Origin of the sequence: Methanoculleus receptaculi (genome assembly GCF_033472595.1) — an archaeon.
GTDB classification, from domain to species: Archaea; Halobacteriota; Methanomicrobia; order Methanomicrobiales; family Methanoculleaceae; genus Methanoculleus; species Methanoculleus receptaculi.
On sequence record NZ_CP137642.1, the window covers coordinates 278,782 to 300,982 of the forward strand.

Consider the following 22,201-nt stretch of genomic DNA (forward strand, 5'->3'; position numbering starts at 1 on the left):
ATAAACTATAGGGTTATGTGGATCGGGATCGACGACACGGATTCTCCTGCAGGGATGTGCACCACATACATCGGAGCGGTGCTGGTGCAGCAACTGGAGCACGCCGGTATCCGTGTCGTCGATACAAGGCTGGTCCGGCTGAACCCAAACGTCATCCACAAGACACGGGGTAATGCTGCGGTATGTATCGAGGCCGTGGGCGATCTCGAGGCGGCATTCGAACTCGTCGCCGCATGTGTAGAAGAATTCGCAGAGTTCGATGACCCCCAGACCAATCCCGGTGTGGCGGTCTCCCCCACCCGACCACCACCTGATTTTTACTACACGGCGCTCAGGGACTTCTGCACGGTGGATGGGGCTGTTCGTGTTCTGGAATCAGCAGGGGCGCTCTATAAAGGCTACAAGAACCGTCGCGGACTTATAGGTGCGACAGCGGCTATTGCAAGCGAGTTTCCCGATAAAACTTATGAACTGCTCGCATACCGGAAGCGGGAGGTCTGCGGCACTCCACGGCGTGTGGATGCGGGAAGTCTCTTTCGCGCCGATGAGGAGACATACCCCCACACCTGGGACACGGTTGACCGGGAGAACGGTGTGGTGGTCTGCGTGCCCCACACTCCCGACCCGGTTCTCTTCGGTATCCGGGGGGAGAGCCCTGCCTGGGTCAGGATGGCACGTTCGTTCGTCCGATCCGAGGAAACTGCATGTGAACAGATTTACGTCACCAACCAGGGAACGGATGCTCACCTGATCGCCGGATCGATCGGAACCCTGCGCGAGGGGCGGTCATACCTGGTAGGCGGGCGGGTTACCGGGAGCCCTAAAACCGGACTGGGTGGCCATGTCTCGATCATCCTTGAGGACGACGGTGCTGAGGTCCGCTGTATGGCCTACGAACCGACGAAGGGGTTTCGCGAAGTTGTAAGGGCGCTCCTCCCGGGCGACATCGTGATGGCGGCCGGGAGTTACAAGGGCGGGAGCCTGAACCTTGAAAAGATCGGAGTCGTACGCCCTGCCAACGCCGCCCGGGTTCGCCCCCCCCGCTGCCGGGTATGCGGGAAAAGGATGACTTCTGCAGGGAGAGGGAAGGGTTACAAGTGCAGGACCTGCGTGGAGCGTAGCCACAACCCCGAGGTAGAGCAGATCGAGCGGCATATCAGACCCGGCTGGTATGAAGTTCCTCCATCCGCCCGCAGGCACCTGGCACGCCCTCTGGCGCGCGGTGTCCCCCTCTGGGAAGAGAGCCTGTTTCAATCCATTCGTGAATGCGGCACCCCACCATTGTAGGTAAAGCATATGGACTTTACAAAAAAAGATTTATAATGTTTGTGGGTTAACCTATCTCTCGGTGATCCCGTGCCGACCGTCTGCGGCAAAGATGATGCATGCCCTGACCTGTCCGCCCACAAAGGCTGCCGCCCTGGCAAACGGGTTTCAGAAGCAGGCGGTGCAGGTTCGCGGCCGCATATGCACGGAACGAAGACGGATGGCAACTCTGCGGGGGGCTTTTCCGTTTCCGGCCCGAAAGTCCGCTCTCTAACGAGATTGTCCGGTTATCCCGGGCATCCGACACGGTGGGACGAGTGGGATCATCCCGTGTCGAATATAACCAGTCATCCCCTGTCTGGCAGTAGGGGCCCAACTCCGGGTAACCCCTAACAATCGTTTTTGCAGGACACACATTCACGCAGCAGCCGCTCTTCCACGCGAAATGGCGATCCATTATTTGTGCATGAGCACCAACATACCTCAACCACTACAGGAACTGGTGTAACACGAACATGACCTCAAGGTATGGGAGTGCTGTAGAGCAAGCAAAGGTGCGCCCCGGGATGACGGTCAGCGAACTCGTCGACGAACTCGGGAAAGCCGGGGCCTACAACGGTGGGTCGCTCTGGCAGGCTGTCAACATCTACGAGCAGATGCTCCGCGACGATAAGGCGTTGAAGTTTTTTGGGCTCTCGGGCGCCATGGTGCCCGGCGGGATGGGCGGAATCGTTGCCGACCTCATCAAGCGCCGTCACATCGATCTGCTTGTCTCGACAGGGGCAAACCTGACACACGACGTCATCGAGGCTATCGGCTGCCACCATTATCACGGGAGCGCACATATATCCGATGCCGACCTCTGTGAGGAAGGGGTCAATCGGATCTACGACATCTTCCTCCCGAACGAGGCGTTCATCCGGTTTGAGGAGTTCATGCAGGACGTTTACTCCTCTCTCCCGGAGGGGGCGACCATCTCGATCGCCGATCTCCTCAACCTCATCGGGAGCAGGTTAAAGACCGGGATCCTGGCTGAAGCGGCAGAGGCTGGGGTGCCCGTCTACTGCCCTGCCATCCAGGACTCTATGATCGGGCTGCAGTACTGGCTCTTCTCACAGACGCACAACGTCACCGTCAGCGCGTTTGCCGATATGTCGGGGATGCTTGACCGCTGCTTTGAAGCACAGCGGGCCGGGGCGATCCTTGTTGGCGGCGGTGTGCCGAAGAACTACATCCTGCAGAGCAAACTGATGACCGAGACCGGGTTTGATTATGCGGTGCAGCTCACCGGCGACCGCCCCGACCTCGGCGGCCTCTCGGGGGCGACGCTCGAAGAGGCACGGTCGTGGGGCAAACTCACCTGCGAGGCCACCGCCGTGACCGTCTACGGCGACGCCACCATCACCCTGCCGCTGCTTGTAGCCGCCACCCTGGAGAGGCTGGAGAGATGACCGAACTCATACTTGCTCTTGACGTTCCTGACCGGAAAGAGGCGCTAAATATCGCTGAGTCCTGTGCGCCATTCATCGACGCGATCAAGGTCGGATACCCTCTCGTTCTCTCGAGCGGTCTCTCGATCGCAGAAGACCTCGCCTCCCCTGGCCTTCCCCTCATCGCCGACTTCAAGGTCGCGGATATCCCGAACACCAACCGCCTCATATGCGAGGTGGTCTTCTCAGCCGGGTTCGATGCCGTGATCGCACACGGCTTCGTGGGGGCCGATGCCGCGAGGGCCTGCATCGAGGTGGCGCACAGCCACAGCGGGAAAGCATACATCGTCGCCGAGATGAGTCATCCGGGGGCGACCGAGTTCTTCCACGATGGTGTGGCCGAACGCATAGCGGCGCTTGCAGTCAGATGTGGGGCAGACGGCATTATCGCCCCCGCCACGAGACCAGAAAGAGTTGCCAGGCTCAGGGAGATCGTGGGTGACAAAGCGATCTACTCACCGGGCATCGGGGCGCAGGGCGGCGACCTCGATGCGGTAGCCAGGCTGGTCGATGGGGTCATCGTGGGCCGAAGTATCTACGCGGCAGACGACCCTGCGGCCGCTGCCGAGCGCCTATCCCGCATCTGCCGATGATGAGTTCTCCGATCTGATCCCCGCCAGGAGATGACGAGCCCTATGAGTGATCTGAGGTGGATATGGGTAGTCCCGCATCTGAAGAATTATATGTCCTCCCGCAGATAGTGCTAGCATGAACTGGAGTCCTGAACAACTTGAACTGGCGGAAAATTACCAGAGCCTCGATGAAATCCCCCCTGAAGAGCGACGGTACAAGTGTCACACCTGCCACCTCGTTGTGGACGAGAACCCCTGCCCAAACTGCGGCGAGACTTCGCTTGAGATCATGTGTCCGCTCGACCATTGCGACTGTCACCACTCCATCATCGAGAGTATCGAGTACTGCCCACTCTGCGGTCATGCCGTCTGCCCGGAGTGTGGGAGCCACGATGTCATGCAGATCAGCAGGGTAACCGGCTACCTCCAGGACGTGGCGGGCTGGAACGCGGGCAAACAACAGGAACTGAAGGACCGGGTCCGCTACTCCGTTGTATGAGATATTTTGTCAGGGACGGAACTCTTTTTATTCGTGGCCGGTTCAGGGCGGCGAGCACGGGGGTCGGCGGTGGTATCGCCGACGTCACAACCGTTCTCAACCACACTGTGCCGCACGATTTCCAAGAAGATCCCGTGCGCCGTCTCGAACTCATCACCGCCAGGCACGGGATATTCCGGGACTATTTTGGCCTCCTGACCGCCGTTGATATGCATCACCTCTGCGTGCTCCAGTATGACTCTGTCACGGTCTTTATCACCGCCGGCGTGAGCAATCCAACACCATCGCCAAGCACCCCCCACACCATCAACATCATCGCCTACAGCCGTGAGGGAATGGCCGATGCAGCGCTCCTGGAGACGATCATCACCGCAACCGGCGCCAAGGCCTGGGCGCTGCACCAGCTCGGCTACGATTTCCCCGGGACCACAACCGATGCTGTGGTCGCTGCCTGCGAACGCGACGCAGAACCCATGCACACCTACGCCGGGACGCTGACAGAGATCGGCAGACGGGTTCATGAGGCGGTCCTGTTCGGCCTGCCCGAGGCTCTCGCAAAGCAGCAGGGCAGAGTAAAGCGTGAAGGGCCATCCTTCTTCATCTACAGTCGTTATGGCGGCGACCACTGGGTCGAGTGGCAGAAAGAGAACTGCCCCTATTACCCATGCCATTTCGCCGGGCAGCGGTGCGACTACTGTTACTGCCCCTGCTACCCCTGTGGCGATGATGACCTCGGCGAATGGGTAGAGAGTTCAAACGGCGGCAGGGTCTGGGGTTGTGCAGACTGCACGCTGCTCCATACCCCGGAGGGTGCGGATTACATGAAAAGGAATCCCGAAGCCACTCTCGCCGAACTCAAGCGGTTTCGGGAACGAATATGATATTACGCCTCGGCAATCCCGAGGGCAGCAAGCATCTCTTCGACGGGGACGCCGTGCACCTGGGCAGCCTCCCGGATCGTCTCGTTGTTTGCGATTGCACAGCCAAGGCAACCCATGCCGAACCGGAAGAGCACCTGTGCCGATTCGGGCTTCTCCCGGAGGAGTTCCGCGATTGTACTGTCAGCAGTCAATACCATACAACCCCGTTTTGTTCTTACCTCTATATACATTTGACGCGGCGATAGAGGATTGACGCAAATTACCTGCAGATACGGAAATCCAAACCTCCCGGTCGAGAAGACGGCTGAGAAGCCACAGTCAGCGCCTATTCCGCTACAGCCGGTCGCGGGGTGACCGGGTGGGATTACTTTCACGCCGCGCGCCCGAGACTTAATACCCTATAGGATCCGAATTAGAGAATGGAGATGTATGTATGAACATATCTGAGGTAACAGAGAGAATCTCCCGGAAACTTGAAGCAAAAGGCGCACAACCTGACCGCCAGAAGATCGAGTCCCGCCTCCGTCGTCTCGTCGAGGAGTTTGGTGTCAACCTGGCTGAGGCCGAGCGCAGTGTGACCGCCGATCTTGCCCGCGAGTACAAGGTCAGCGGCCTCGGGAACACATCCACAGAACTCCGCCCGATAAGCGAGATCACGCCCGGCGAGTGGGTGACGATCGAAGGGAAGGTCGTTGCCCTGACCCCGCCCCTCTCACCTTCGATCGCTCAGAGCGGGATCATCGCCGACTCGAGCGGGGCCATCCGTTTTGTGACCTGGACACGGTCGAACGTTCCCCCTATGGAGTTCGGGCACTGGTACCGGATAGAGTCTGCGGTCGTTGATGTCTACAGGGGCGCGCCGAACCTGAAGATCCACTCGGGCACCACCATCTCGCGGTTGGAGGAGGATGCTCCCCTCCTCCCATCGATAACACCAATTGCCGACCTGAAACCGGGTGTAGGCAGCGTGCGGGCCAAGGTCATCCAGGACTGGGAGGTCACCAATGACCGGATGCTCCAGACCGGGCTCCTCGGCGACGAGAGCGGCATAATCAAGTTTGTCATCTGGAAAGACGAGGATAAAGAGAATCTGGAGCCAGACACCGTCTACAACATCTATTACGCCACAGTGGACGAGTACAACGGCAGGCTCTCCCTGGTTCTGAACACCGCGATGTACATCGCCGATGAGGGGGACATCGAGGTAGGGCGGAACGAGACCGAAAGCCGGGGAGCCCTTGTCCACGTTGCCCAGGGCTCTGGCCTGATAAAGCGCTGTCCGGTGGAGGGCTGCAACCGGACGCTCTCCCGGCAGAATTACTGCCCTGTGCACGAGATCCAGCCCAATTTCCGTTACGATCTCCGCATAAAAGCGGTTCTCGACGACGGCAACCGCGCAAGAAACGTTCTGATGCAGCGCGAGATCGTCGAGAAACTTGCAAGTATAACCCTGGAAGAGGCCATCCAGATCGCAGAGACCAATCCGCTTGGTATGGATGAGATCTTCTACCGTATCGGGAATGCAGTGCTCGGACGCTACTACACCTGCAACGGAAGTGAGTTCGGCGGCAGGCTGCTTGTCAACTCCTGCACCCCGATCCGGTTTGATCCCGGAGAACTGGCTGCACTGCTAAACCGCGCCGGAGGTGAGCCGGCATGAGGTCCCAGACCACTTTCGAGCGCGAACCCGCGCGCAGGGTTTTTGCAGCCGAATTCCGTGAGACGCGCTACCAGTTCAAGGATGGCGACGACGAGAAGAGCCCTACATACGTCATCTTCCCGACCGGTATCCGAAGTAATCGGGTGTTCATCGTCGGAACGCTCACAGAGAAGCAAAGACAGGGCGACCAGAACGTCTTTTACCGCGGGAGGGTGGTCGATCCAACAGGCACTTTCTTCATCATGGCCGGGTCTTACCAGCCAGAAGCGATGCAGCAACTCGCCCGCATAGAACCTCCTGCTTTCGTCGCCGTCGTAGGTAAACCCAACCTCTTCACGACCCAGGACGGGAACTGCCTGGTATCTGTCCGCACAGAGTCGATCACGGTAGTTGATCGTGAGACCCGCGACCTATGGGTGCTGGATACTGCAAGATCAACTCTGGACAGGCTTGATGCGTTCGGTACCACTGATGACTCCCGGAAAGCCATGGAGGAATACGGGACACAGGTCCCGCATATCTACCGAAAGATTGTCTACGACGCCCTCACCCAGGTGCAGATGTAAAAAGTCACGCTCTACCTCCGAAAACTCTTTTTTTAACCGCAACCGACTGTAATCCTGCTTGATCCGTTCTTCCCGGCATAACGCTGGTTCTGTATCCAGGTGACGGTGAGAATCCGTTGCCGGGAGCGCAGAGGATATGACTGCTCCCCCCACTGAAGCGGGGGCCTTCCGGATCTGTTCTTCGTAAATCTTCGGATCTGGAGGGATGGCGCAGATAAGGAGAGAACGTCCCATGGAAGGCCCGTGCCGGCAGCACCAGGGAAAGATACCGGATCTGTTATTCATATCATGAACCCCGATCCGTGACCTGGAACAACCGGCGCGATGTATTTCCAGGAGGAGACGGCAGGAACCTGGAGAGGTATTATGCCTGCTGCTCGTCTCCAGGCTCCTGCCTGGCGCCCTTCCACTCCCCTTTCAATTCGGGATAGTCCGCGAGAACCTTGCTGACCGTGCTCCTGCTCACGTCGAACATCCTGCAGATCTGGCTGATGCTTGTCCCGGCCTCTCGTAGAGTGATGAGGGCCTGTACCTGACCCTCGGTGAGCGCCTTTGGTCTACCGATGGGACGTCCGCGATCCTTCTTTGCTTTTTTTGAGGCTGCCGGAACGATTTTCCGGGCGTTCTCACGGTAGTGCTCCATATACTCGATGAAGTCGGCAATGGCCGCTCTCCTCTGCTCCGGATCATTCGGGAACCCGAAGAAATCGTTATGCACGCAGTAGACGGTACACTGCTCATTCAAGGACTTCAGAGCGGCAAGCCCTGCGTCAGGATCCTTTGCAAGTCCTGCAAGATCGTATATGATGATGTCCCGGCAGTTGTTGGCAGCACAGTACTCAAGCATCCCGCTAAAACCCTTGCGCTTCTCCGGGGGGGTTGCATATGCACGGTGATCGTGGAAGATTTCAACAACGCGAAATCGATATTTGCAAAAGTCATCAAACTCCGCCTTTTGTGTTGCATAATCCTCCTTATTTCTTGTATTCAAGTATGCAACTGCATCCTTTTTCATCCGTTTATGATCCCGTCCAATCATATATATTATTTTTGAAAACGCACAAAGTGCGCCTTTTTGCGGTACTGGCCGAAATACCGCGTATATTTCTATTCTCCAGCAACGATGTACAAAAACACAGCCCAAAAATAACTATTCGGAAAAAGAGGGAAACAGGGCGCAAAAACCCGGACAACCATGGAAAGGGGGAACGCGCACAAATACCACCCTTCCACCCGAAATCAGCAGCCCTGCAACTATCCTGCAATTGCCAGGGGCAAACGCTGGTTGGCCCGACGCGTCTCTTATATCAGCGGTCTGCAGGACTCCCAGAGATCCAGAACCTCTCGCCCCTCAACAAAGACGAGTCCATGCTCTCGCGCATACTCCATCGCATCCTCTTTTGCGAGGGCAAACCCTGTCTCGTCATCCAGCATCTCGCAGATCGTCACCGCAGGGGTGATACCGGCCATGAGCGCAAGCGCGATCGAGAGTTCGGTCTGACCATGCCGCTCGTCAAGCAGCCGGTCAGCGGCACGCAGCAGCGCCACGTGACCGGGAGTCCTGAAATGGGCGGCAAAGTCGTGCCCTCCGCCGTTGAGTGACCGTTTCACCTCTTCGGCTATGGCGGTGATCGTCAGCGCGCGGTCCCTGTCCGTGACGCCGGTATAGGTATCGCGATGGTTCACCCAGAGGGAGAAAGACGAGTGGTTTCTTGTGTCATACGGGATCTCGCCGTCCTTCTCGACGAGACCGCAACCGCACAGGATCTCGTGCGCAAACGGCAGACCAAGCCTCTTTGCGGCCTCACCATGCACCGCCGTGCAGATAAGTCCACCGCCGTCCTTGCGCATCTGCCGTATATGGGCGGGCGTGACCGCGTCTGAACGTATAGCAAGATCGGTCTCGCGCTCCCGATCATCAAAGTCGTATAACAGGACGAACTCACCCCGTGCAAGGGCATCTATGGCTGCATCAATCATGTGTAATCTCCACCTCGATCTTATCGTTATCGTTCAGGTTCAGGGCTTTGCGAAGTTCGCAACCGGCGATGATCTCGATGATATCCTCGGGATAATGCGTGCGGGAGGGGACAACTATCGCGCACTTCTGCCCCTGAATGCGGCATGGGAGCACCCTTGCTCCGCCAAAAGTCCGGTCATCTGCAGTAAACCCCGGTATCTCGATCCACCCCGCATTCTCGACGTGCTTGCGGACCTGAATTGATGGGGGATCGAGCCTGACGTTCAGCGTTCCGGGGAATGGTTCGAACCCGAGGGACGCGCTGAACTGCTCTCTATAGTATGGCAGGCTCATGTAGTAGCGTCCTTCACCGAGGCCGCTGATCACCGTCCCGGTCAGGGTGTACTGCCGGCGTTCCTGATTGAAGATCCTGACATAATCCGCATACTCCCGTCTCAGCACCTGCTCGCCCCGGGGAGTGAGGGCAACATACTGGCCGTCGGGTCTCATCGACCGGGCGATCAACCGCTCCCGCTCAAGAGCGATCAGTCTCCTTGAGGCTGTCTGGGGGCTGATCCCTAGTTCGTTCCCGAGCGACTGCGAAGAGAGCCAGATCGGCCCCTGGCACCCCCCAAGCAGGGCAATCGTCTTTAAAGACTGCAGGTCTTCAGGTTCAACCATTATACCATACTTGAGATGCATACTATTTACGGGTTGTGGAATCACCCGCGGATCCACTTCGTGAAATGTCGAAGTCCTCTACGCTAATTATTTAAGTTGCCGTGGTGACATTACCTGCATGAAATCCGGGGTGCGGCATCAACTTGCTGAGAAGATGGCAGGAGAGATCACGCTCTCGGACTCACCGGGACTGGCCCTCAAGAAGTGGCGGCAGAGTTTCAACATCCCGCAGGGAGTTCTCGCCGAGCGGCTTGAGGTCTCTCCCTCAGTTATCAGTGATTACGAAAGTGGACGGCGAAAGAGCCCGGGAACCGCCATCGTTGGAAAGATCGTTGATGCGATCCTATCGATCGACGAGGAGAACGGCGGCCGATACATCAACAAATTTGCAAAAATCCTGTACAACGAGTTTGACGAAGACGTCATCTACGACATCCACGACTACGCGTCGCCGGTGCGTCTCACCGAGTTTGCAGAGGCCATCGATGCTGTCCCGCTCTGTGGCACTCTGGATCAGACCATCTATGGGTATACGGTGATCAACAGCCTCAATGCGATCCTGCAACTCTCTTCAAGTGAGTTCAACCGCATATACGGCTGGAGCACAGAACGTGCTCTCATCTTCACCGAGGTCTCGACCGGAAAATCCCCCATGGTGGCGATCAGGGTCACGCCGTTCAAGCCGCGCTGTGTTGTGCTGCAGGGCATCGGACCCGAACTGGTGCACCCTCTGATCCCGAAACTGGCGGAACGCGACCGTATCAGTGTGCTCTGCACAAAGATGGACGTCGAGACGATCATCAGTTCACTACGAGGGAAGTTATGGTAGGAATCTACTCCTACGGCGTCTACATCCCGCGATACCGGATAAAAGTCCCGGAGATCGCGCGGGTCTGGGGCGCCAGCGCGGATGATATCACGCGAGGTCTCGGAGTCTATGAAAAGTCCGTCCCCGATCTGGACGAGGATACAGCAACCATCGCCGTGGAGGCGGCGCGCGCCGCTCTCCGGCGCAGAGATGAGATCGACCCAGAAGATATCGGGGCAATCTACGTGGGAAGCGAGTCCCACCCCTACGCCGTCAAACCCACCGCCTGCACCGTCGGCGAGGCCATAGAGGCGACACCCAACATGACCGCCGCCGACTACGAGTTCGCGTGCAAGGCCGGTACAGCCGGTATCCAGACCTGCATGGGTCTTGTGAAGAGCGGTATGATCCAGTTAGGGATTGCCATAGGCGCGGACGTGGCGCAGGGTGCCCCCGGCGACGCGCTCGAGTACACGGCGGCGGCGGGTGGGGCCGCGTTTGTCATCGGCGGGGAGGACGTCATCGCCGATATCAACCGGACGTGCTCGTTTACCACCGACACACCCGATTTCTGGCGGCGTGAGGGGCAGAACTACCCGCGCCATGGCGGCCGGTTCACCGGCGATCCGGGTTATTTCAAGCACGTCCAGGGCGCTGCCATGCTGATGTTTGAGATGGCTGGCACAACCCCGAAGGATTATGACTACGCCGTATTCCACCAGCCCAACGCCAAGTTCCCGCAACGGGTGGCAAAGATGCTCGGGTTCAGGGAGGAGCAGATCGAGCCCGGTCTTGTCGTCCCGAGGCTCGGCAACACCTACTCCGGGGCATCGATGATCGGGCTTGCCGCCACACTCGACGTAGCGAAGCCCGGTGAGAGGATCTTCGTCACGTCGTTTGGCTCAGGGGCCGGAAGTGACGCATTCGATATCACGGTCACCGATCTCATTGAGTCAGAGGTGTTCGACCGCACGGCGGCGCCGAGCGTGAAGCGACTGCTTGAAAATCCGGTATACCTCGATTATGCGCTGTATGCCAAGCACAAGGGAAAGATTGTGATGCAGAGATGAGAGACGTAGCAGTAGTCGGAATCGGGTGCACAGAATTCGGGGAGCACTGGGGCGCATCGTTTCGCGACCTCTTCGTCACTGCGGGGGTGATGGCCCTCCAGGACGCCGGGGTTGCCGGCGATGAACTTGACGCCCTCTACGTGGGGAACATGAGCGCCGGCCGATTCGTTGAACAGGAGCACATCGGAGCCCTGATCGCGGATTACGCGGGACTTGCAAGCAACCACATCCCCTCCACAAGGGTGGAGGCGGCCTGCGCTTCTGGTGGGCTTGCATTCCGGCAGGCGGTGATAGCGGTCGCAAGCGGCATGGAGGATATCGTGGTCGCAGCAGGCGTCGAGAAGATGACGGACGTCGGGACTGGAGCGAGCGTGGACATGCTTGCGAGCGCCGCTGACCGCGAGTGGGAGGGATTCGCCGGGGCGACATTCCCCGGACTATACGCGATGATTGCAAACGACTACATGCATCGTTACCCCCTCACCCGTGAACAACTCGCACAGGTCGCGGTGAAGAATCACGAGAACGGCGCACGGAACCCGATCGCCCAGTTCAAGAACAGGATCACAATCGATACCGTTCTTAACTCATCGCTGGTCGCCGACCCGCTGCGGCTCTTCGACTGCTCGCCGATCACCGACGGTGCAGCGGCGGTCGTGGTGGTGCCGCTTGAGCGCGCCAGGGAGTATACCGACTCACCGGTGCGCGTTCTCGCGAGCGCCCAGGCAAGCGATACCATCGCGCTCCATGACCGGCGCGACATCTCCACCCTGGACGCGACCGTTGTGGCAGGGAAACGGGCTTTCGACCAGGCCGGGCTCGAGCATAAGGATATCGACCTGCTTGAGGTCCATGACTGCTTCACGATCGCAGAGATATGTGCGATAGAGGACCTGGGGTTCTGCAAAAAGGGTGAGGCCGGGAGACTCACCTGGGAGGGTGTGACCGCAATTGGCGGTGACCTGCCGGTGAACACAAGCGGTGGCCTGAAAGCCTGCGGCCATCCGGTCGGCGCGACCGGCATCAAGCAGGTCTGCGAGATCGTCACGCAACTCCGCGGTGAGGCCGGAAGTCGGCAGGTGGACGCTGAGATCGGTATGGCGCACAACGTGGGCGGAACAGGTGCAACAGTGGTGGTGCACATCCTGGGGGTATGAAAAGATGTCAGTATCACGATTCTGGAGAAAGATCCCACAACGCTACAACCTCATAGGGACGCAGTGCACGACCTGCGGCCGCTACTTCTTCCCGCCGCGAACACTATGCCCCGACTGCCGGCGAAGCGGCAGGATCGTAAACCATAAGTTCAGCGGCGAGGGGACGGTCGTCACCTACACGGTGATCCGGTCGGCAAGCGACCAGTTTGAGTACGCCACCCCCTACGTCCTCGCGATCATAAAACTCGACGAAGGGCCGCGACTCACCGCCCAGGTGGTCTGCCCCCCCGAGGAGGCACGGATAGGGATGCGGGTGAGGGGTGTCTTCCGCCGGGTGGCAGCGGACGGGGAGAGTGGCGTCATCCACTATGGAACAAAGTTCGTGCCGGTGGAGGGAGAAGACATACTCCTCTGAAGTAGGCGAACTGCCCCGCGCCTGAAAACCAGGGACATCCCGCTCCGCTACCCCTTCACCCCCGCAAGTTAATATGATACCGGGGTTATATATCCTCGCAGGAGAGAGAGGGCAGCGCCGCTTTCAGCCCCGGAGGTCACGAACCTGGAAACCGGCCGGGAGATCCGTCTCCGCCAACCTCTCGACCCCCCATAACTTCCCCTGACCCCGGTTAAATCCGGCAGAGTAGAGACCTACAGGAGGCGAACAAGGGCAGACTCCACGGCGATCCCGACCGGGGTCTCCCTGCCCAGTCTGGATGAAGATCATAAAGGATCCGGTGCACGGCTACATCGAGGCAGACACCCTGGCGCTCCAACTTATAGATACCGAACTCCTCCAGAGGCTCCGCCACGTAAGCCAGTTAGGGTTTGCAAACCTGGTATACCCCGGCGCTAACCATACCCGGTTTGAACACTCTCTCGGGACGATGCACCTTGCCGGGCTGATGGCAGGCAGGCTCGGGCTTGATGAAGAAGAGACCCGGCTTATAACCACGGCCGCCCTGCTCCACGACACCGGTCACGGCCCATTCTCCCATGCCACCGAACCTGTGATGGAAGAGTACACAGGCCGAAGCCATCACGAGATCGATCACCTCCTCCGGGATGGAACGGTTGCAGAGATACTGGAAGGCGCGGGGCTCGACCCCGCGGAGGTCTGTGCCATTGTCGCCGGGAAACACCATCTTGCAAGCATCATCCACGGCAGCCTCGATGTCGACCGGATGGACTACCTGATGCGGGACGCCCATTATACCGGCGTGCCCTACGGGACGGTCGACGCCCAGCGGTTGATCCGGTGCACCATCCTATCCGAAACAGGGGTGGCACTGAACGAGGGCGGGATCAACACCGCCGAGTCGCTCCTGATCGCCCGGACGCTCATGCGCCCGGCGGTCTACTTCCATCACGTCAGCCGTATTGCGACAAGCATGTTCGTCCACGCCCTCCGGGAAGAGTTGCAGAATGTCCCGGCAACGGACGCAGGAGAACTGATGCGGATGGACGATGCCGCCTGCATGGAACGGTTGAAACATTCACCCCACGCCATCAGCCGCGACCTTGCCCGCCGGATCTACAACCGCGACCTCTACAAGCGTGCGCTTTATATAGGCGATGACCGGGTAAATGCCGTGGCCCTCCGCCAGGAAGCAGATCCAGCGCGGGAGCGCGAGATCGCCCGTGCCATCGCCGAGACCGCAGGGGTGGGGCAGGACGACGTCCTGGTGGACATCCCCCCCATCCCCAGGGCACTCTCGATGGAGATCAGGGTAAGAAACACCCATGCGATGGTGGATATCGAGGAGGTCTCGCCAATCATCAACACCCTGAACGATACCCGGCGACATCAATGGCGCCTCGGCGTCTATACCCCCGCAGTGCACCGCCAGGTGGTGGAGCAGGCGGCAATGGAAGTCCTCCGGGTGAAGCGAGCGACAAAACAGGATAAACTTGTAGTTACATAACGGATGTAGAGGACATGAAGAGGGAGTTTGTCGTCGGGGTGACAGGGGCAAGCGGGGTTATCTACGCCCGTCGCCTGCTCGAGGTGCTCTGTGAGCGCGCCAGGGTGCATATCGTCATCTCCGATACCGCCCGGCAGATCGCCGGGATCGAGGGTGTTGACCTCACGGGGTTTGACGCTGTTTATGCTGACAACAGCAATCTCGCGGCCGATATTGCAAGCGGGTCGTTCTGTTGCGACGGGATGGCGATCGTGCCCTGCAGCATGAAGACTCTTGCAGCGGTCAGCAACGGGTTTGCTGACAACCTGATCACACGGGCGGCGGACGTCTGTCTTAAGGAGAGGCGACCACTGCTGCTGCTGCTCCGGGAGATGCCGCTATCCCGGATCCACCTGAAGAACATGCTTGCCGCCGACGAGACCGGGGCGACCGTGATGGTCGCAAGCCCTCCCTTCTACCACCACCCCCAGACCATCGACGACCTTGTCGATATGGTGGTGGCCCGGGTGCTCGATCACCTGGGGGTCAGGCATGACCTTGGAACCCGATGGAGCGGATACGATGCGTGATTTCATTGAGATGATGCGAGAGCGAGGGCGGGTCGAGGATATCGAGAACCCCTGCTCGACAGTATACGAGGCTCCCCGGGTGGCGAGCCGAACCGATAAGATCGTCTTCTTCCACAACCTCGACGGCCACCGGGGTGTGATGAACCTCCTTGCCAGCAGGGACGCGCTTGCCGCGGCGCTCGGTGTCGAGGAGCGAAGGCTCGTTCCCCATCTTGCGGCCGCAACCTATAACGGCCGGGTGCTGGACGCGGGACGGTGCGGGGGCGGCGTTCCAGCAGACCTTTCCCGCATCCCCGTGATGAAACACTTCCCCGGGGATGCAGGGCGCTACATAACAGCGGGCATCGTATTTTCAAGTTGCGACGGCGTTGAGAACGCCTCCATCCACCGGATGATGGTCATCGACGACCGTCATGTGGTGGCCAGGCTCGTGGAAGGGCGTCACACCCACACCATGCTGAAGACGGCGCTTGCCCACGGGGAACGACTTCCGATCGCGGTCACCATCGGCACCCATCCCCTGGTGACATTTGCCGCCTGCACACGTGTTCCTGAGGGTAAAGAACTCGCCTACGCTGCTGAGTTGATGGGCGGTGAACTCAGTGTCAGAGAGTGTGAGAACGGCGTCCGGGTTCCCGATGCCGAGATCGTGCTCGAGGGCTATATCGGCCCGGAGACGGCGCCGGAAGGACCGTTTGTCGATATCACGGGCACCTACGACCCCGTGCGCCAGCAACCGGTGATCGAGTTCAACCGTATCTACTGTAAGGGCGACCCCATCTACCACGGCATCCTCCCGGCCGGCGATGAACACAAACTCCTGATGGGGGCACCGTATGAACCGAAGATCTACCGCGCCGTAAGCGAGGTGACAACTGTGCGCGATGTCCTCCTCACAAAGGGCGGCGCCGGCTACCTCCACGCCGTGGTCAAGATCCGGAAGAACACACAGGGCGATGGTAAGAACGCTATCATGGCGGCTTTTGCGGCCCATACGTCCTTGAAGCACGTTGTGGTGGTGGACGAAGATATCGAGATCCACGACCCCAACGACGTCGAGTACGCGATCGCAACAAGGGTGCGTGGTGATACCGATATCATGGTCATCACAGGCGTGCGGGGCTCGTCGCTCGACCCGATGCGCCTTGCCGACGGGACAAACGTGAAGGTCGGGATCGACGCCACCATGGTCATGGGGAGAGAGGACGAGTTCAGGAGAGCGGGGTGGGTGTAAGATGTATCTTGATAACGATGATGAACGGGTTCTCGCGGGCGAGTTTGGCGAGACGAGGCAGAAGATGATGGAGATCCTGGTCGCGCTCGGGGAGGTCTACGGCGCCGGCAAACTCATCCCGATCACAGGCGCCCAGGTGAGCGGTGCATCCTACAAGACGATCGGGAGATGGGGGCTTGCCTGGCTGCAGAGCCTCAACGCCAGGGTGGTGGTCCCGACGGTCTTAAACCCGATCGGTATGCCGCGGGAGGGGTGGCAGGATTTCGGGATCGATGAGGAGTTCGCCCGCCACCAGGCGGAGGTCGTCGAGGCCTACCGGAGGCTCGGCGTCAGGCTGGAGTGCACCTGCACCCCATACTACCTCCGGATCACCGAATACGGCGAGCACCTGGCGTGGTCGGAATCGTCGGCGGTTGTCTACGCAAACTCCGTTCTCGGCGCCAGGACAAACCGGGAGGGCGGACCGAGCGCCCTTGCAGCGGCGATCATAGGAAAGACGCCTTACTACGGTCTCCACATCGTCGAGAACCGCCGACCGCAGGTCGTCATCGATATCGAGGGCGACACCGGGCCGCACGCCGGCCACTGGGGCGCCATCGGTCATATCGCCGGCAAGAAAGTCGGGAACCGGATCCCGATATTTCAGGGGATCCGGCCGAACCGCGACCAGCTCAAGGCCCTGGGTGCCGCGATGGCTGCAACCGGCGCGGTCGCACTCTTCCACGTCGACGGAATCACCCCGGAAGCAAGGGTCTTTTCGTTCCCGACCGACGGCCTTGACCGGGTGACGGTGACGGAGGACGAGATCGAGGCTCTCTTTGAAGATACAGGGGTCGAGGCGGTAGCGGTGGGCTGTCCGCACTGTTCCGCCGACGAACTCAGGGAAGTTGCGGAGCTCCTGCGGGGGAAGACCACAACAAAACCATTTTACGTCTTCACCGCGGCGTGGATCGCAAAGAATAACCTGGACCTGGTGAGCGTGATCGAGCGGAGCGGTGCCCGGGTGATCACGGACACCTGTATGGTCGTCTCGCCCAGGATGGACGAGTTCAGATCGATCATGGTGGACTCGGGGAAGGCCTTCGCCTACGTTCCCGGGATGTGCGGGGCGATCGCCCGGATAGGAACCAGGGCAGAGTGTGTCGAGGCCGCGACGTCGTAGGCCCGCCCTGCAACGCTAAAAACTCCCGATGCAGGATTCAACCCGCAGCCCGAGAGGCCCGGCCGGCCCTCAGCCGGATGACCTTGTAGACCTCCCCTCCGATCAGCACCGGGAGGCCGAGGATGGCGAGCAGTCCCCAGTCGGCGAGTGTGAGAGGCGCCGTCCCCAGGAAGATCTGCATCGGGGGGACGTAGACAACAACAGCCTGGAGTGCGAGCGTCCCGAGGATCGCCAGTATCAGGGCAGGGTTCGAGAAGAATCCGATCCGATAGAGCGGGAACCGGAACGACCGGAAGTTCAGCACGTTGTAGACCTCAAAGATGACGAGCCCTGTAAAAGCCATCGTCCGCGCCCGGTCAAGGTCGACCTCGTAGACACCCAGGAAGGCGTGAAGAGTCAGGAGACCGAGCCACGCCCCCAGGAGGAGGATGACCAGGTAGGCGTTCCGGTTGAGTATGGGCTCCTCCGGGTCGCGCGGCCGTCGTTGCATTACATCCCGTTCAGCGGGTTCGAGTCCGAGGGCCAGAGCGGTGAATCCGTCGGTGACCAGGTTGATCCAGAGGATCTGGACCGGGATGAGTATCAGCGGGAGACCAAGGAGGAGCCCGCCGACGATCGCGACTATCTCCCCTACATTGGAGGAGAGGAGGTAGCGGGTGAACCGGGCGATGTTGTCATACTCCCGTCTCCCTTCCTCCACGCCGGCGACGATGCTTGCGAAGTTGTCGTCCACTAGCACCATGTCGCTTGACTCTCTGGCCGCGTCCGTCCCCTTGATGCCCATGGCTATCCCTATGCTTGCCTTTTTGAGCGCAGGGGCGTCGTTGACGCCGTCCCCGGTCATGGCGATCACCTTCCGGTCGCGGGAGAGGAGATCGACCACCCGGAGTTTGTGCTCCGCCGTGACCCGGGAGAGGACGTTTGTCGTCCGGAGACGCTCCGCGAGTTCGTCGTCGGAGAGCGATTCAATGTCGGCGCCGGTCAGTGCTCCCTCGCTGGAGAGGCCGAGGACGCTGGCGATAGCAGACGCGGTCAGAGGGTTGTCCCCCGTGATCATGATGACGTCGATCCCGGCGCTCCGACAGAGGCTGATGGCCTCCGCCGCCTCCGGACGCGGAGGATCGACTATACCTGCAAACCCAAGAAAGACCAGGTCATCCTCCACCGCCTCCGGTGTCCAGTCTGCGGCGGTGGAAAGCGGGCGGCAGGCCGCCCCGAGCACCCTGAGTCCTTGCGAGGCGTAGCCTTCGATCGCAAGGAGAACCTCTCTCCGGAGGTCATCGGTGAGCGGGACTGCCGAACCATCCCTGAGCATCAGCGTGGAGCGTTCAAGGAGAACTTCCGGCGCCCCCTTCACGCAGGCGATGTAGCCGCCACCCTCCCTGCCGGGACAGATGACAGTCATCCGTTTCCTGGTGGAGTTGAACGAGAACTCTTTTACAGGTTCCGGGAGGTCTTCACGGGAGAGGCCGGCTTTGGCCGCCGCGACCACGAGCGCCCCCTCGGTTGGGGTTCCGAAGATCCGCCATCCCTCCTCCCCGTGACCGAGGCTCGCATGGTTACAGATGAGGACTGTTTGCAGAAACCGCCGGAGACCGGGGTCTGCGAGCGGGTCGATCGGGGCGCCGTCGAGGATGAACTCGCCCTCCGGGATGTATCCTGCACCGGTGACCTCGACCTCCGCTTCGGGCGTCCACACCCGGACAACGGTCATCTCGTTCCGGGTGAGTGTCCCGGTCTTGTCGGTACAGATCACAGAGACGGCGCCAAGCGTCTCCGATGCCGGCAGGTGGCGGATAAGACAGTTCCTCTGCATCATGTTCTTGACGCCTAGCGCAAGCGTCAGCGTCACGACCGCAGGAAGACCCTCCGGGATCACCGCCACCGCAAGCGAGACCCCGACAAGAAACATCTCAAGAAGTTCCCGCTGCTGAAGGAGCCCGATGACAACCGCGATCGCGGCAATGCCGAGAGCGATCAGTCCGAGGTCGCGGCCGAGCCTGTCCATCTGCCGGGCGAGGGGGGTGGTTTCGTCCTCGACCTGCTGGGAGAGGCCGGCGATCAGCCCGAACTCCGTCTGCATGCCGGTGGCGACGACGTACCCCCGGCCGTGCCCGTTGACCACCGTTGTGCCAGCAAAGATCATGTTGCTCCGCTCGGCAAGGGGTGTCTCTGGCGGGAGTGAACCCGGCGCCTTGTCCACCGGCGCCGACTCGCCTGTCAGCGGCGCCTCGTCCACCTGGAGCGATGTCGCCTCGATAAGGTAGATATCGGCGGGAACCCGCTCACCCATCTCCACGACGGCGAGGTCTCCCGGGACTATCCCCGGAGCATCGATCTCCCGCCGCTCCCCATCACGGATAACCACCGCACGCTGAACGAGCAACTTTTTGAGTGCCGCGATCGCCTCCCCCGCCTGCCACTCCTGGGTGAACCCAAGGATGGCGTTTAAGAAGACGATGATCAGGATAGCCGCAGCGTCCAGCGGTTCGTCGACCGCAAACGAGACCGCGGCAGCGACTATAAGTATGATTATGAGGATGCTTTTGAACTGCCGTAAAAACACCTGGAGCCGGGTCTCACGCGCCTCCTCACGCAGGATGTTCTTCCCGTAACGCCGCAGCCGCTCCTCTGCCTCGGCCGTGGAGAGGCCCGAACGTCCTGTCCCGAGGTTCTGCTGGACGTCATCCACGGAGAGGGCATGGTAATCAGGCAGAGGTCAGCCTCCTGCAGGCGGTGTCTCTGCATCCTGCTACCGGCAAGAGAGGCATATATTCCCTGTTCTGCACAGGAATATAAAAAGGAGAGAGATCGCTTACATGAACGGGGAGCAGAGGGGTCTTGAAGATATGCTGCACGAGCGGGAGAGTTGCCCAAAGATTGCAGCCGGTGCTTCCAGAAGTCGAAGCGAGCCGCAGCGCATAAACCCTTTTATGGGTGCAAACCGCATCCACTCTTCGGTATGACTGCTGCATGGCGGTTAGAGAATTTGGCCAGACCCGCGATCATCGTTCTCGTTGCAGCACTCGCGGTCTTATTCGACCTCGCTTTCGGCACGGTCGCCTACACCCACTTCTTCTACCTGGTGCTCATCCTGGCCGCTTTCTGGTACCGCCGCCGTGCCGTTGCCGTCGGACTGTTGCTCGCCGCAGTCCACGTAACAACTGAGTACCTCTTTCACGGCCCGCCTGGCCCCTCGATCCTCGTAAGTGCAGCCACCTTCATCATCGCTGCCTGGCTTCTCGGTTATCTATTTGAAGTTGTGGGCAGGCGCAAAGGAGAACTCCATTTCCGCATCGACGAGCCGAAACCGGCTGCATGCGAGCGAGATACCGGCCGGTTGATCGCCCTCCTCTCAAACCGCGACCCCCGAACGCGCTACCGGGCAGCCGGGTGCCTGGGTGATAGTGGCGACCCTGCAGCGGTCGAACCGCTTGCCGCTCTCCTGACCGACCCCGATCCCGGCGTCCGCTGGAAGGCGGCGGAAGCGCTCGGCAAACTCGGCCTCCCGGCCGTTGGCGCGCTCACAGAGAGGCTGCGGCACGAGGACGCCGACGTCCGCTGGATGGCCGCGGTCGCCCTTGGGGAGATCGGCGATCCCGCGGCCGTCCCCGGACTGCTGGCCGCGCTCGACGACCCCGACACCTACGTCCGGAGCAGGGCGGCCGTTGCACTCGCGGAGGTCGGGGAGGCTGCACTGGAGGATCTCATCGCCGCAATCCACAACGGAGACGAGCGCGTAAGGTGGGGGGCGGCGATCGCGCTCGGAAAGATCGGAGGGGAGAGGGCTGTTGAAGCCCTGATCAAGACGCTTCCCGACCCCGATGATGATGTGAGGCTGCGAGCTGCGGCGGCGCTTGCGGATATTGGTGAACCGGCTGTCCCGCGCCTCATGGACGCGCTCGGGACGGACGATGACCGTCTCCGGGAGGGGGCAACCGCCGCCCTCAGCCAGATCGGGAGACCTGCCGTCCCCGCGGTTGTTCGAGCGCTCCGCGAGGCTGGCGACTGGCGCATCCGTGCAGGAGCAGCCCGTGTTCTCGGGAGGATAGATGACCGACAAGCGGTGGAGGCCCTGATCAGCGGCCTCGACGATGCCCGGGAAGAGGTGCACAGTGCAGCCAGGGAGGCTCTTCTGGCGGCATCAGGAAGACATAACTCTCGCGAAGAAGCACCTGAACGGTATGACTGAGAGGAACCGGATCGAGGAACTGATCACCGACCTGAAGAGCGGTACGCTCGATGTGCGCCGCGCGGCGACCGCAAAACTCGGGACGAGCGGGAAAGAGGCCGTAGAACCGCTCATCGCCGTGATGCAGACGGGCGATAACGACCTCCGGTGGTATGCCGCCAACGCACTTGTGCTGATAGGCAGCCCGGCGATCGAACCGCTGCTCACGGCGATGCGAGGCACGGATGAGATCGATCTCCGGCGATACGCCGCCGCGGCCCTTGCAGAGATCGGCGAACCCGCGATCGAACCGCTCATCGATATCATCACAAGAGCTGAGCGCGACCTCATGCCGTTCGCCATGATGGCCTTATGCCGGATCGGTGAACCGGCGGTCGAACCGCTGCTCCGACTGATGGAGAGCCCCGACCCGGATACACAGGAACGCGCCGCTCTCATCCTCTGGAGGATGGGTGAACCGGGGGTGGGGCCGCTTGCCGGGGCGCTGAAGGTAAATGACCGGTAACCGGATG

At 60.4% G+C, this 22,201-nt stretch carries 24 protein-coding genes; 19 read left to right on the forward strand and 5 right to left on the reverse strand.

What is annotated here, in order from left to right; genetic code table 11:
* The first annotated feature begins 15 nt into the window (after positions 1–15).
* From R6Y96_RS01490 to R6Y96_RS01515, 6 genes are all read left to right on the forward strand, one after another.
* Entirely contained in the window at positions 16–1,287 is a 1,272-nt protein-coding gene (locus R6Y96_RS01490) for a tRNA(Ile)(2)-agmatinylcytidine synthase (protein ID WP_318621726.1), read from the forward strand.
* A 61-nt stretch (positions 1,288–1,348) separates the two neighbouring features.
* The gene (locus R6Y96_RS01495) at positions 1,349–1,540 is read left to right on the forward strand and encodes a hypothetical protein (protein WP_318621727.1); all 192 of its coding nucleotides are present in this window, start codon (positions 1,349–1,351) and stop codon (positions 1,538–1,540) included.
* A gap of 241 nt (positions 1,541–1,781) precedes the next feature.
* Complete coding sequence (locus tag R6Y96_RS01500) at positions 1,782–2,717, forward strand: deoxyhypusine synthase (RefSeq protein WP_318621728.1); 936 nt, start codon at positions 1,782–1,784, stop codon at positions 2,715–2,717.
* A complete protein-coding gene (gene pyrF, locus R6Y96_RS01505) occupies positions 2,714–3,349 on the forward strand; it encodes an orotidine-5'-phosphate decarboxylase (RefSeq protein ID WP_318621729.1) in 636 nt (211 codons plus the stop codon). The genes R6Y96_RS01500 and pyrF overlap by 4 nt, the downstream gene beginning before the upstream one ends.
* A 115-nt stretch (positions 3,350–3,464) precedes the next feature.
* Positions 3,465–3,827 (forward strand): anaerobic ribonucleoside-triphosphate reductase, encoded by a 363-nt coding sequence (gene nrdD / locus R6Y96_RS01510; protein ID WP_318621730.1) that lies wholly within the window; start codon positions 3,465–3,467, stop codon positions 3,825–3,827.
* Positions 3,824–4,708 carry an adenosylcobinamide amidohydrolase gene (locus tag R6Y96_RS01515; RefSeq protein ID WP_318621731.1) on the forward strand — a complete coding sequence of 295 codons (885 nt, stop codon included), beginning with the start codon at positions 3,824–3,826 and terminating at the stop codon, positions 4,706–4,708. The genes nrdD and R6Y96_RS01515 overlap by 4 nt, the downstream gene beginning before the upstream one ends.
* Positions 4,709–4,710: 2 nt before the next feature.
* Here R6Y96_RS01515 and R6Y96_RS01520 read toward each other — a convergent pair whose 3' ends face one another.
* Positions 4,711–4,905: a DUF1858 domain-containing protein gene (locus R6Y96_RS01520; RefSeq protein ID WP_318621732.1), complete on the reverse strand. Its 195-nt coding sequence runs from the start codon at positions 4,903–4,905 to the stop codon at positions 4,711–4,713.
* 236 nt (positions 4,906–5,141) lie between these two features.
* Between R6Y96_RS01520 and R6Y96_RS01525 the strand changes: the two genes are divergently transcribed.
* Positions 5,142–6,368: a nucleotide-binding protein gene (locus tag R6Y96_RS01525; protein WP_318621733.1), complete on the forward strand. Its 1,227-nt coding sequence runs from the start codon at positions 5,142–5,144 to the stop codon at positions 6,366–6,368.
* On the forward strand, positions 6,365–6,934 hold the full coding sequence (locus R6Y96_RS01530; protein ID WP_318621734.1) for an RPA family protein: 570 nt from the start codon (positions 6,365–6,367) through the stop codon (positions 6,932–6,934). Before R6Y96_RS01525 ends, R6Y96_RS01530 begins: the two co-directional genes overlap by 4 nt.
* Positions 6,935–7,298: 364 nt before the next feature.
* On the opposite strand, the gene R6Y96_RS01535 is transcribed toward R6Y96_RS01530, so the two are convergent.
* The 3 genes from R6Y96_RS01535 to R6Y96_RS01545 form a co-directional block, all read right to left on the reverse strand.
* Positions 7,299–7,949, reverse strand: coding sequence for a recombinase family protein (locus R6Y96_RS01535; RefSeq protein ID WP_318621735.1), 651 nt, complete (start codon positions 7,947–7,949; stop codon positions 7,299–7,301).
* A 287-nt stretch (positions 7,950–8,236) separates the two neighbouring features.
* On the reverse strand, positions 8,237–8,914 hold the full coding sequence (ribB, locus tag R6Y96_RS01540) for a 3,4-dihydroxy-2-butanone-4-phosphate synthase (protein WP_318621736.1): 678 nt from the start codon (positions 8,912–8,914) through the stop codon (positions 8,237–8,239).
* The gene (locus R6Y96_RS01545; protein WP_318621737.1) at positions 8,907–9,575 is read right to left on the reverse strand and encodes a DUF120 domain-containing protein; all 669 of its coding nucleotides are present in this window, start codon (positions 9,573–9,575) and stop codon (positions 8,907–8,909) included. The genes ribB and R6Y96_RS01545 overlap by 8 nt, the downstream gene beginning before the upstream one ends.
* 118 nt (positions 9,576–9,693) lie before the next feature.
* On the opposite strand from R6Y96_RS01545, the gene R6Y96_RS01550 reads away from it, so the two are divergent.
* From R6Y96_RS01550 to R6Y96_RS01585, 8 genes are all read left to right on the forward strand, one after another.
* Positions 9,694–10,404: a helix-turn-helix domain-containing protein gene (locus R6Y96_RS01550; protein ID WP_318621738.1), complete on the forward strand. Its 711-nt coding sequence runs from the start codon at positions 9,694–9,696 to the stop codon at positions 10,402–10,404.
* Positions 10,398–11,453, forward strand: coding sequence for a hydroxymethylglutaryl-CoA synthase (locus R6Y96_RS01555; protein ID WP_318621739.1), 1,056 nt, complete (start codon positions 10,398–10,400; stop codon positions 11,451–11,453). The genes R6Y96_RS01550 and R6Y96_RS01555 overlap by 7 nt, the downstream gene beginning before the upstream one ends.
* A complete protein-coding gene (locus R6Y96_RS01560) occupies positions 11,450–12,610 on the forward strand; it encodes a thiolase domain-containing protein (protein ID WP_318621740.1) in 1,161 nt (386 codons plus the stop codon). The genes R6Y96_RS01555 and R6Y96_RS01560 overlap by 4 nt, the downstream gene beginning before the upstream one ends.
* Before the next feature lie 4 nt (positions 12,611–12,614).
* Positions 12,615–13,025 (forward strand): Zn-ribbon domain-containing OB-fold protein, encoded by a 411-nt coding sequence (locus R6Y96_RS01565; protein WP_318621741.1) that lies wholly within the window; start codon positions 12,615–12,617, stop codon positions 13,023–13,025.
* Positions 13,026–13,323: 298 nt separating this feature from the next.
* Positions 13,324–14,532 carry an HD domain-containing protein gene (locus tag R6Y96_RS01570; RefSeq protein WP_318621742.1) on the forward strand — a complete coding sequence of 403 codons (1,209 nt, stop codon included), beginning with the start codon at positions 13,324–13,326 and terminating at the stop codon, positions 14,530–14,532.
* A 14-nt stretch (positions 14,533–14,546) separates the two neighbouring features.
* Complete coding sequence (locus tag R6Y96_RS01575; protein ID WP_318621743.1) at positions 14,547–15,101, forward strand: UbiX family flavin prenyltransferase; 555 nt, start codon at positions 14,547–14,549, stop codon at positions 15,099–15,101.
* Positions 15,094–16,335, forward strand: a complete 1,242-nt coding sequence (locus tag R6Y96_RS01580; protein WP_318622535.1) for a UbiD family decarboxylase — start codon at positions 15,094–15,096, stop codon at positions 16,333–16,335. The genes R6Y96_RS01575 and R6Y96_RS01580 overlap by 8 nt, the downstream gene beginning before the upstream one ends.
* A 1-nt stretch (position 16,336) precedes the next feature.
* Positions 16,337–17,497, forward strand: a complete 1,161-nt coding sequence (locus R6Y96_RS01585) for an aconitase X catalytic domain-containing protein (protein WP_318621744.1) — start codon at positions 16,337–16,339, stop codon at positions 17,495–17,497.
* 37 nt (positions 17,498–17,534) lie between these two features.
* On the opposite strand, the gene R6Y96_RS01590 is transcribed toward R6Y96_RS01585, so the two are convergent.
* Positions 17,535–20,213 carry a cation-translocating P-type ATPase gene (locus tag R6Y96_RS01590; protein ID WP_318622536.1) on the reverse strand — a complete coding sequence of 893 codons (2,679 nt, stop codon included), beginning with the start codon at positions 20,211–20,213 and terminating at the stop codon, positions 17,535–17,537.
* A 103-nt stretch (positions 20,214–20,316) separates the two neighbouring features.
* On the opposite strand from R6Y96_RS01590, the gene R6Y96_RS01595 reads away from it, so the two are divergent.
* The 3 genes from R6Y96_RS01595 to R6Y96_RS01605 are packed head-to-tail and all read left to right on the forward strand — an operon-like array spanning position 20,317 to position 22,194.
* Complete coding sequence (locus R6Y96_RS01595; RefSeq protein ID WP_318621745.1) at positions 20,317–20,463, forward strand: hypothetical protein; 147 nt, start codon at positions 20,317–20,319, stop codon at positions 20,461–20,463.
* Complete coding sequence (locus R6Y96_RS01600; RefSeq protein ID WP_318621746.1) at positions 20,460–21,689, forward strand: HEAT repeat domain-containing protein; 1,230 nt, start codon at positions 20,460–20,462, stop codon at positions 21,687–21,689. The genes R6Y96_RS01595 and R6Y96_RS01600 overlap by 4 nt, the downstream gene beginning before the upstream one ends.
* Entirely contained in the window at positions 21,682–22,194 is a 513-nt protein-coding gene (locus R6Y96_RS01605) for a HEAT repeat domain-containing protein (protein WP_318621747.1), read from the forward strand. Before R6Y96_RS01600 ends, R6Y96_RS01605 begins: the two co-directional genes overlap by 8 nt.
* Positions 22,195–22,201: the final 7 nt, after the last annotated feature.

Bases quoted from the DNA above. Each gene is read 5' to 3' on its own strand.
- R6Y96_RS01500 (WP_318621728.1), top strand. From the start codon at position 1,782: ATGACCTCAAGGTATGGGAGTGCTGTAGAGCAAGCAAAGGTGCGCCCC.
- R6Y96_RS01600 (WP_318621746.1), top strand. From the start codon at position 20,460: ATGACTGCTGCATGGCGGTTAGAGAATTTGGCCAGACCCGCGATCATC.
- R6Y96_RS01520 (WP_318621732.1), bottom strand. From the start codon at position 4,905: ATGGTATTGACTGCTGACAGTACAATCGCGGAACTCCTCCGGGAGAAG.
- R6Y96_RS01575 (WP_318621743.1), top strand. From the start codon at position 14,547: ATGAAGAGGGAGTTTGTCGTCGGGGTGACAGGGGCAAGCGGGGTTATC.
- R6Y96_RS01555 (WP_318621739.1), top strand. From the start codon at position 10,398: ATGGTAGGAATCTACTCCTACGGCGTCTACATCCCGCGATACCGGATA.
- R6Y96_RS01605 (WP_318621747.1), top strand. From the start codon at position 21,682: ATGACTGAGAGGAACCGGATCGAGGAACTGATCACCGACCTGAAGAGC.
- R6Y96_RS01560 (WP_318621740.1), top strand. From the start codon at position 11,450: ATGAGAGACGTAGCAGTAGTCGGAATCGGGTGCACAGAATTCGGGGAG.
- R6Y96_RS01580 (WP_318622535.1), top strand. From the start codon at position 15,094: ATGCGTGATTTCATTGAGATGATGCGAGAGCGAGGGCGGGTCGAGGAT.
- R6Y96_RS01595 (WP_318621745.1), top strand. From the start codon at position 20,317: ATGAACGGGGAGCAGAGGGGTCTTGAAGATATGCTGCACGAGCGGGAG.
- R6Y96_RS01565 (WP_318621741.1), top strand. From the start codon at position 12,615: ATGTCAGTATCACGATTCTGGAGAAAGATCCCACAACGCTACAACCTC.
- R6Y96_RS01515 (WP_318621731.1), top strand. From the start codon at position 3,824: ATGAGATATTTTGTCAGGGACGGAACTCTTTTTATTCGTGGCCGGTTC.
- R6Y96_RS01550 (WP_318621738.1), top strand. From the start codon at position 9,694: ATGAAATCCGGGGTGCGGCATCAACTTGCTGAGAAGATGGCAGGAGAG.
- R6Y96_RS01585 (WP_318621744.1), top strand. From the start codon at position 16,337: ATGTATCTTGATAACGATGATGAACGGGTTCTCGCGGGCGAGTTTGGC.
- nrdD (WP_318621730.1), top strand. From the start codon at position 3,465: ATGAACTGGAGTCCTGAACAACTTGAACTGGCGGAAAATTACCAGAGC.
- R6Y96_RS01490 (WP_318621726.1), top strand. From the start codon at position 16: ATGTGGATCGGGATCGACGACACGGATTCTCCTGCAGGGATGTGCACC.
- ribB (WP_318621736.1), bottom strand. From the start codon at position 8,914: ATGATTGATGCAGCCATAGATGCCCTTGCACGGGGTGAGTTCGTCCTG.
- R6Y96_RS01570 (WP_318621742.1), top strand. From the start codon at position 13,324: ATGAAGATCATAAAGGATCCGGTGCACGGCTACATCGAGGCAGACACC.
- R6Y96_RS01525 (WP_318621733.1), top strand. From the start codon at position 5,142: ATGAACATATCTGAGGTAACAGAGAGAATCTCCCGGAAACTTGAAGCA.
- R6Y96_RS01535 (WP_318621735.1), bottom strand. From the start codon at position 7,949: ATGAAAAAGGATGCAGTTGCATACTTGAATACAAGAAATAAGGAGGAT.
- R6Y96_RS01530 (WP_318621734.1), top strand. From the start codon at position 6,365: ATGAGGTCCCAGACCACTTTCGAGCGCGAACCCGCGCGCAGGGTTTTT.
- pyrF (WP_318621729.1), top strand. From the start codon at position 2,714: ATGACCGAACTCATACTTGCTCTTGACGTTCCTGACCGGAAAGAGGCG.
- R6Y96_RS01545 (WP_318621737.1), bottom strand. From the start codon at position 9,575: ATGGTTGAACCTGAAGACCTGCAGTCTTTAAAGACGATTGCCCTGCTT.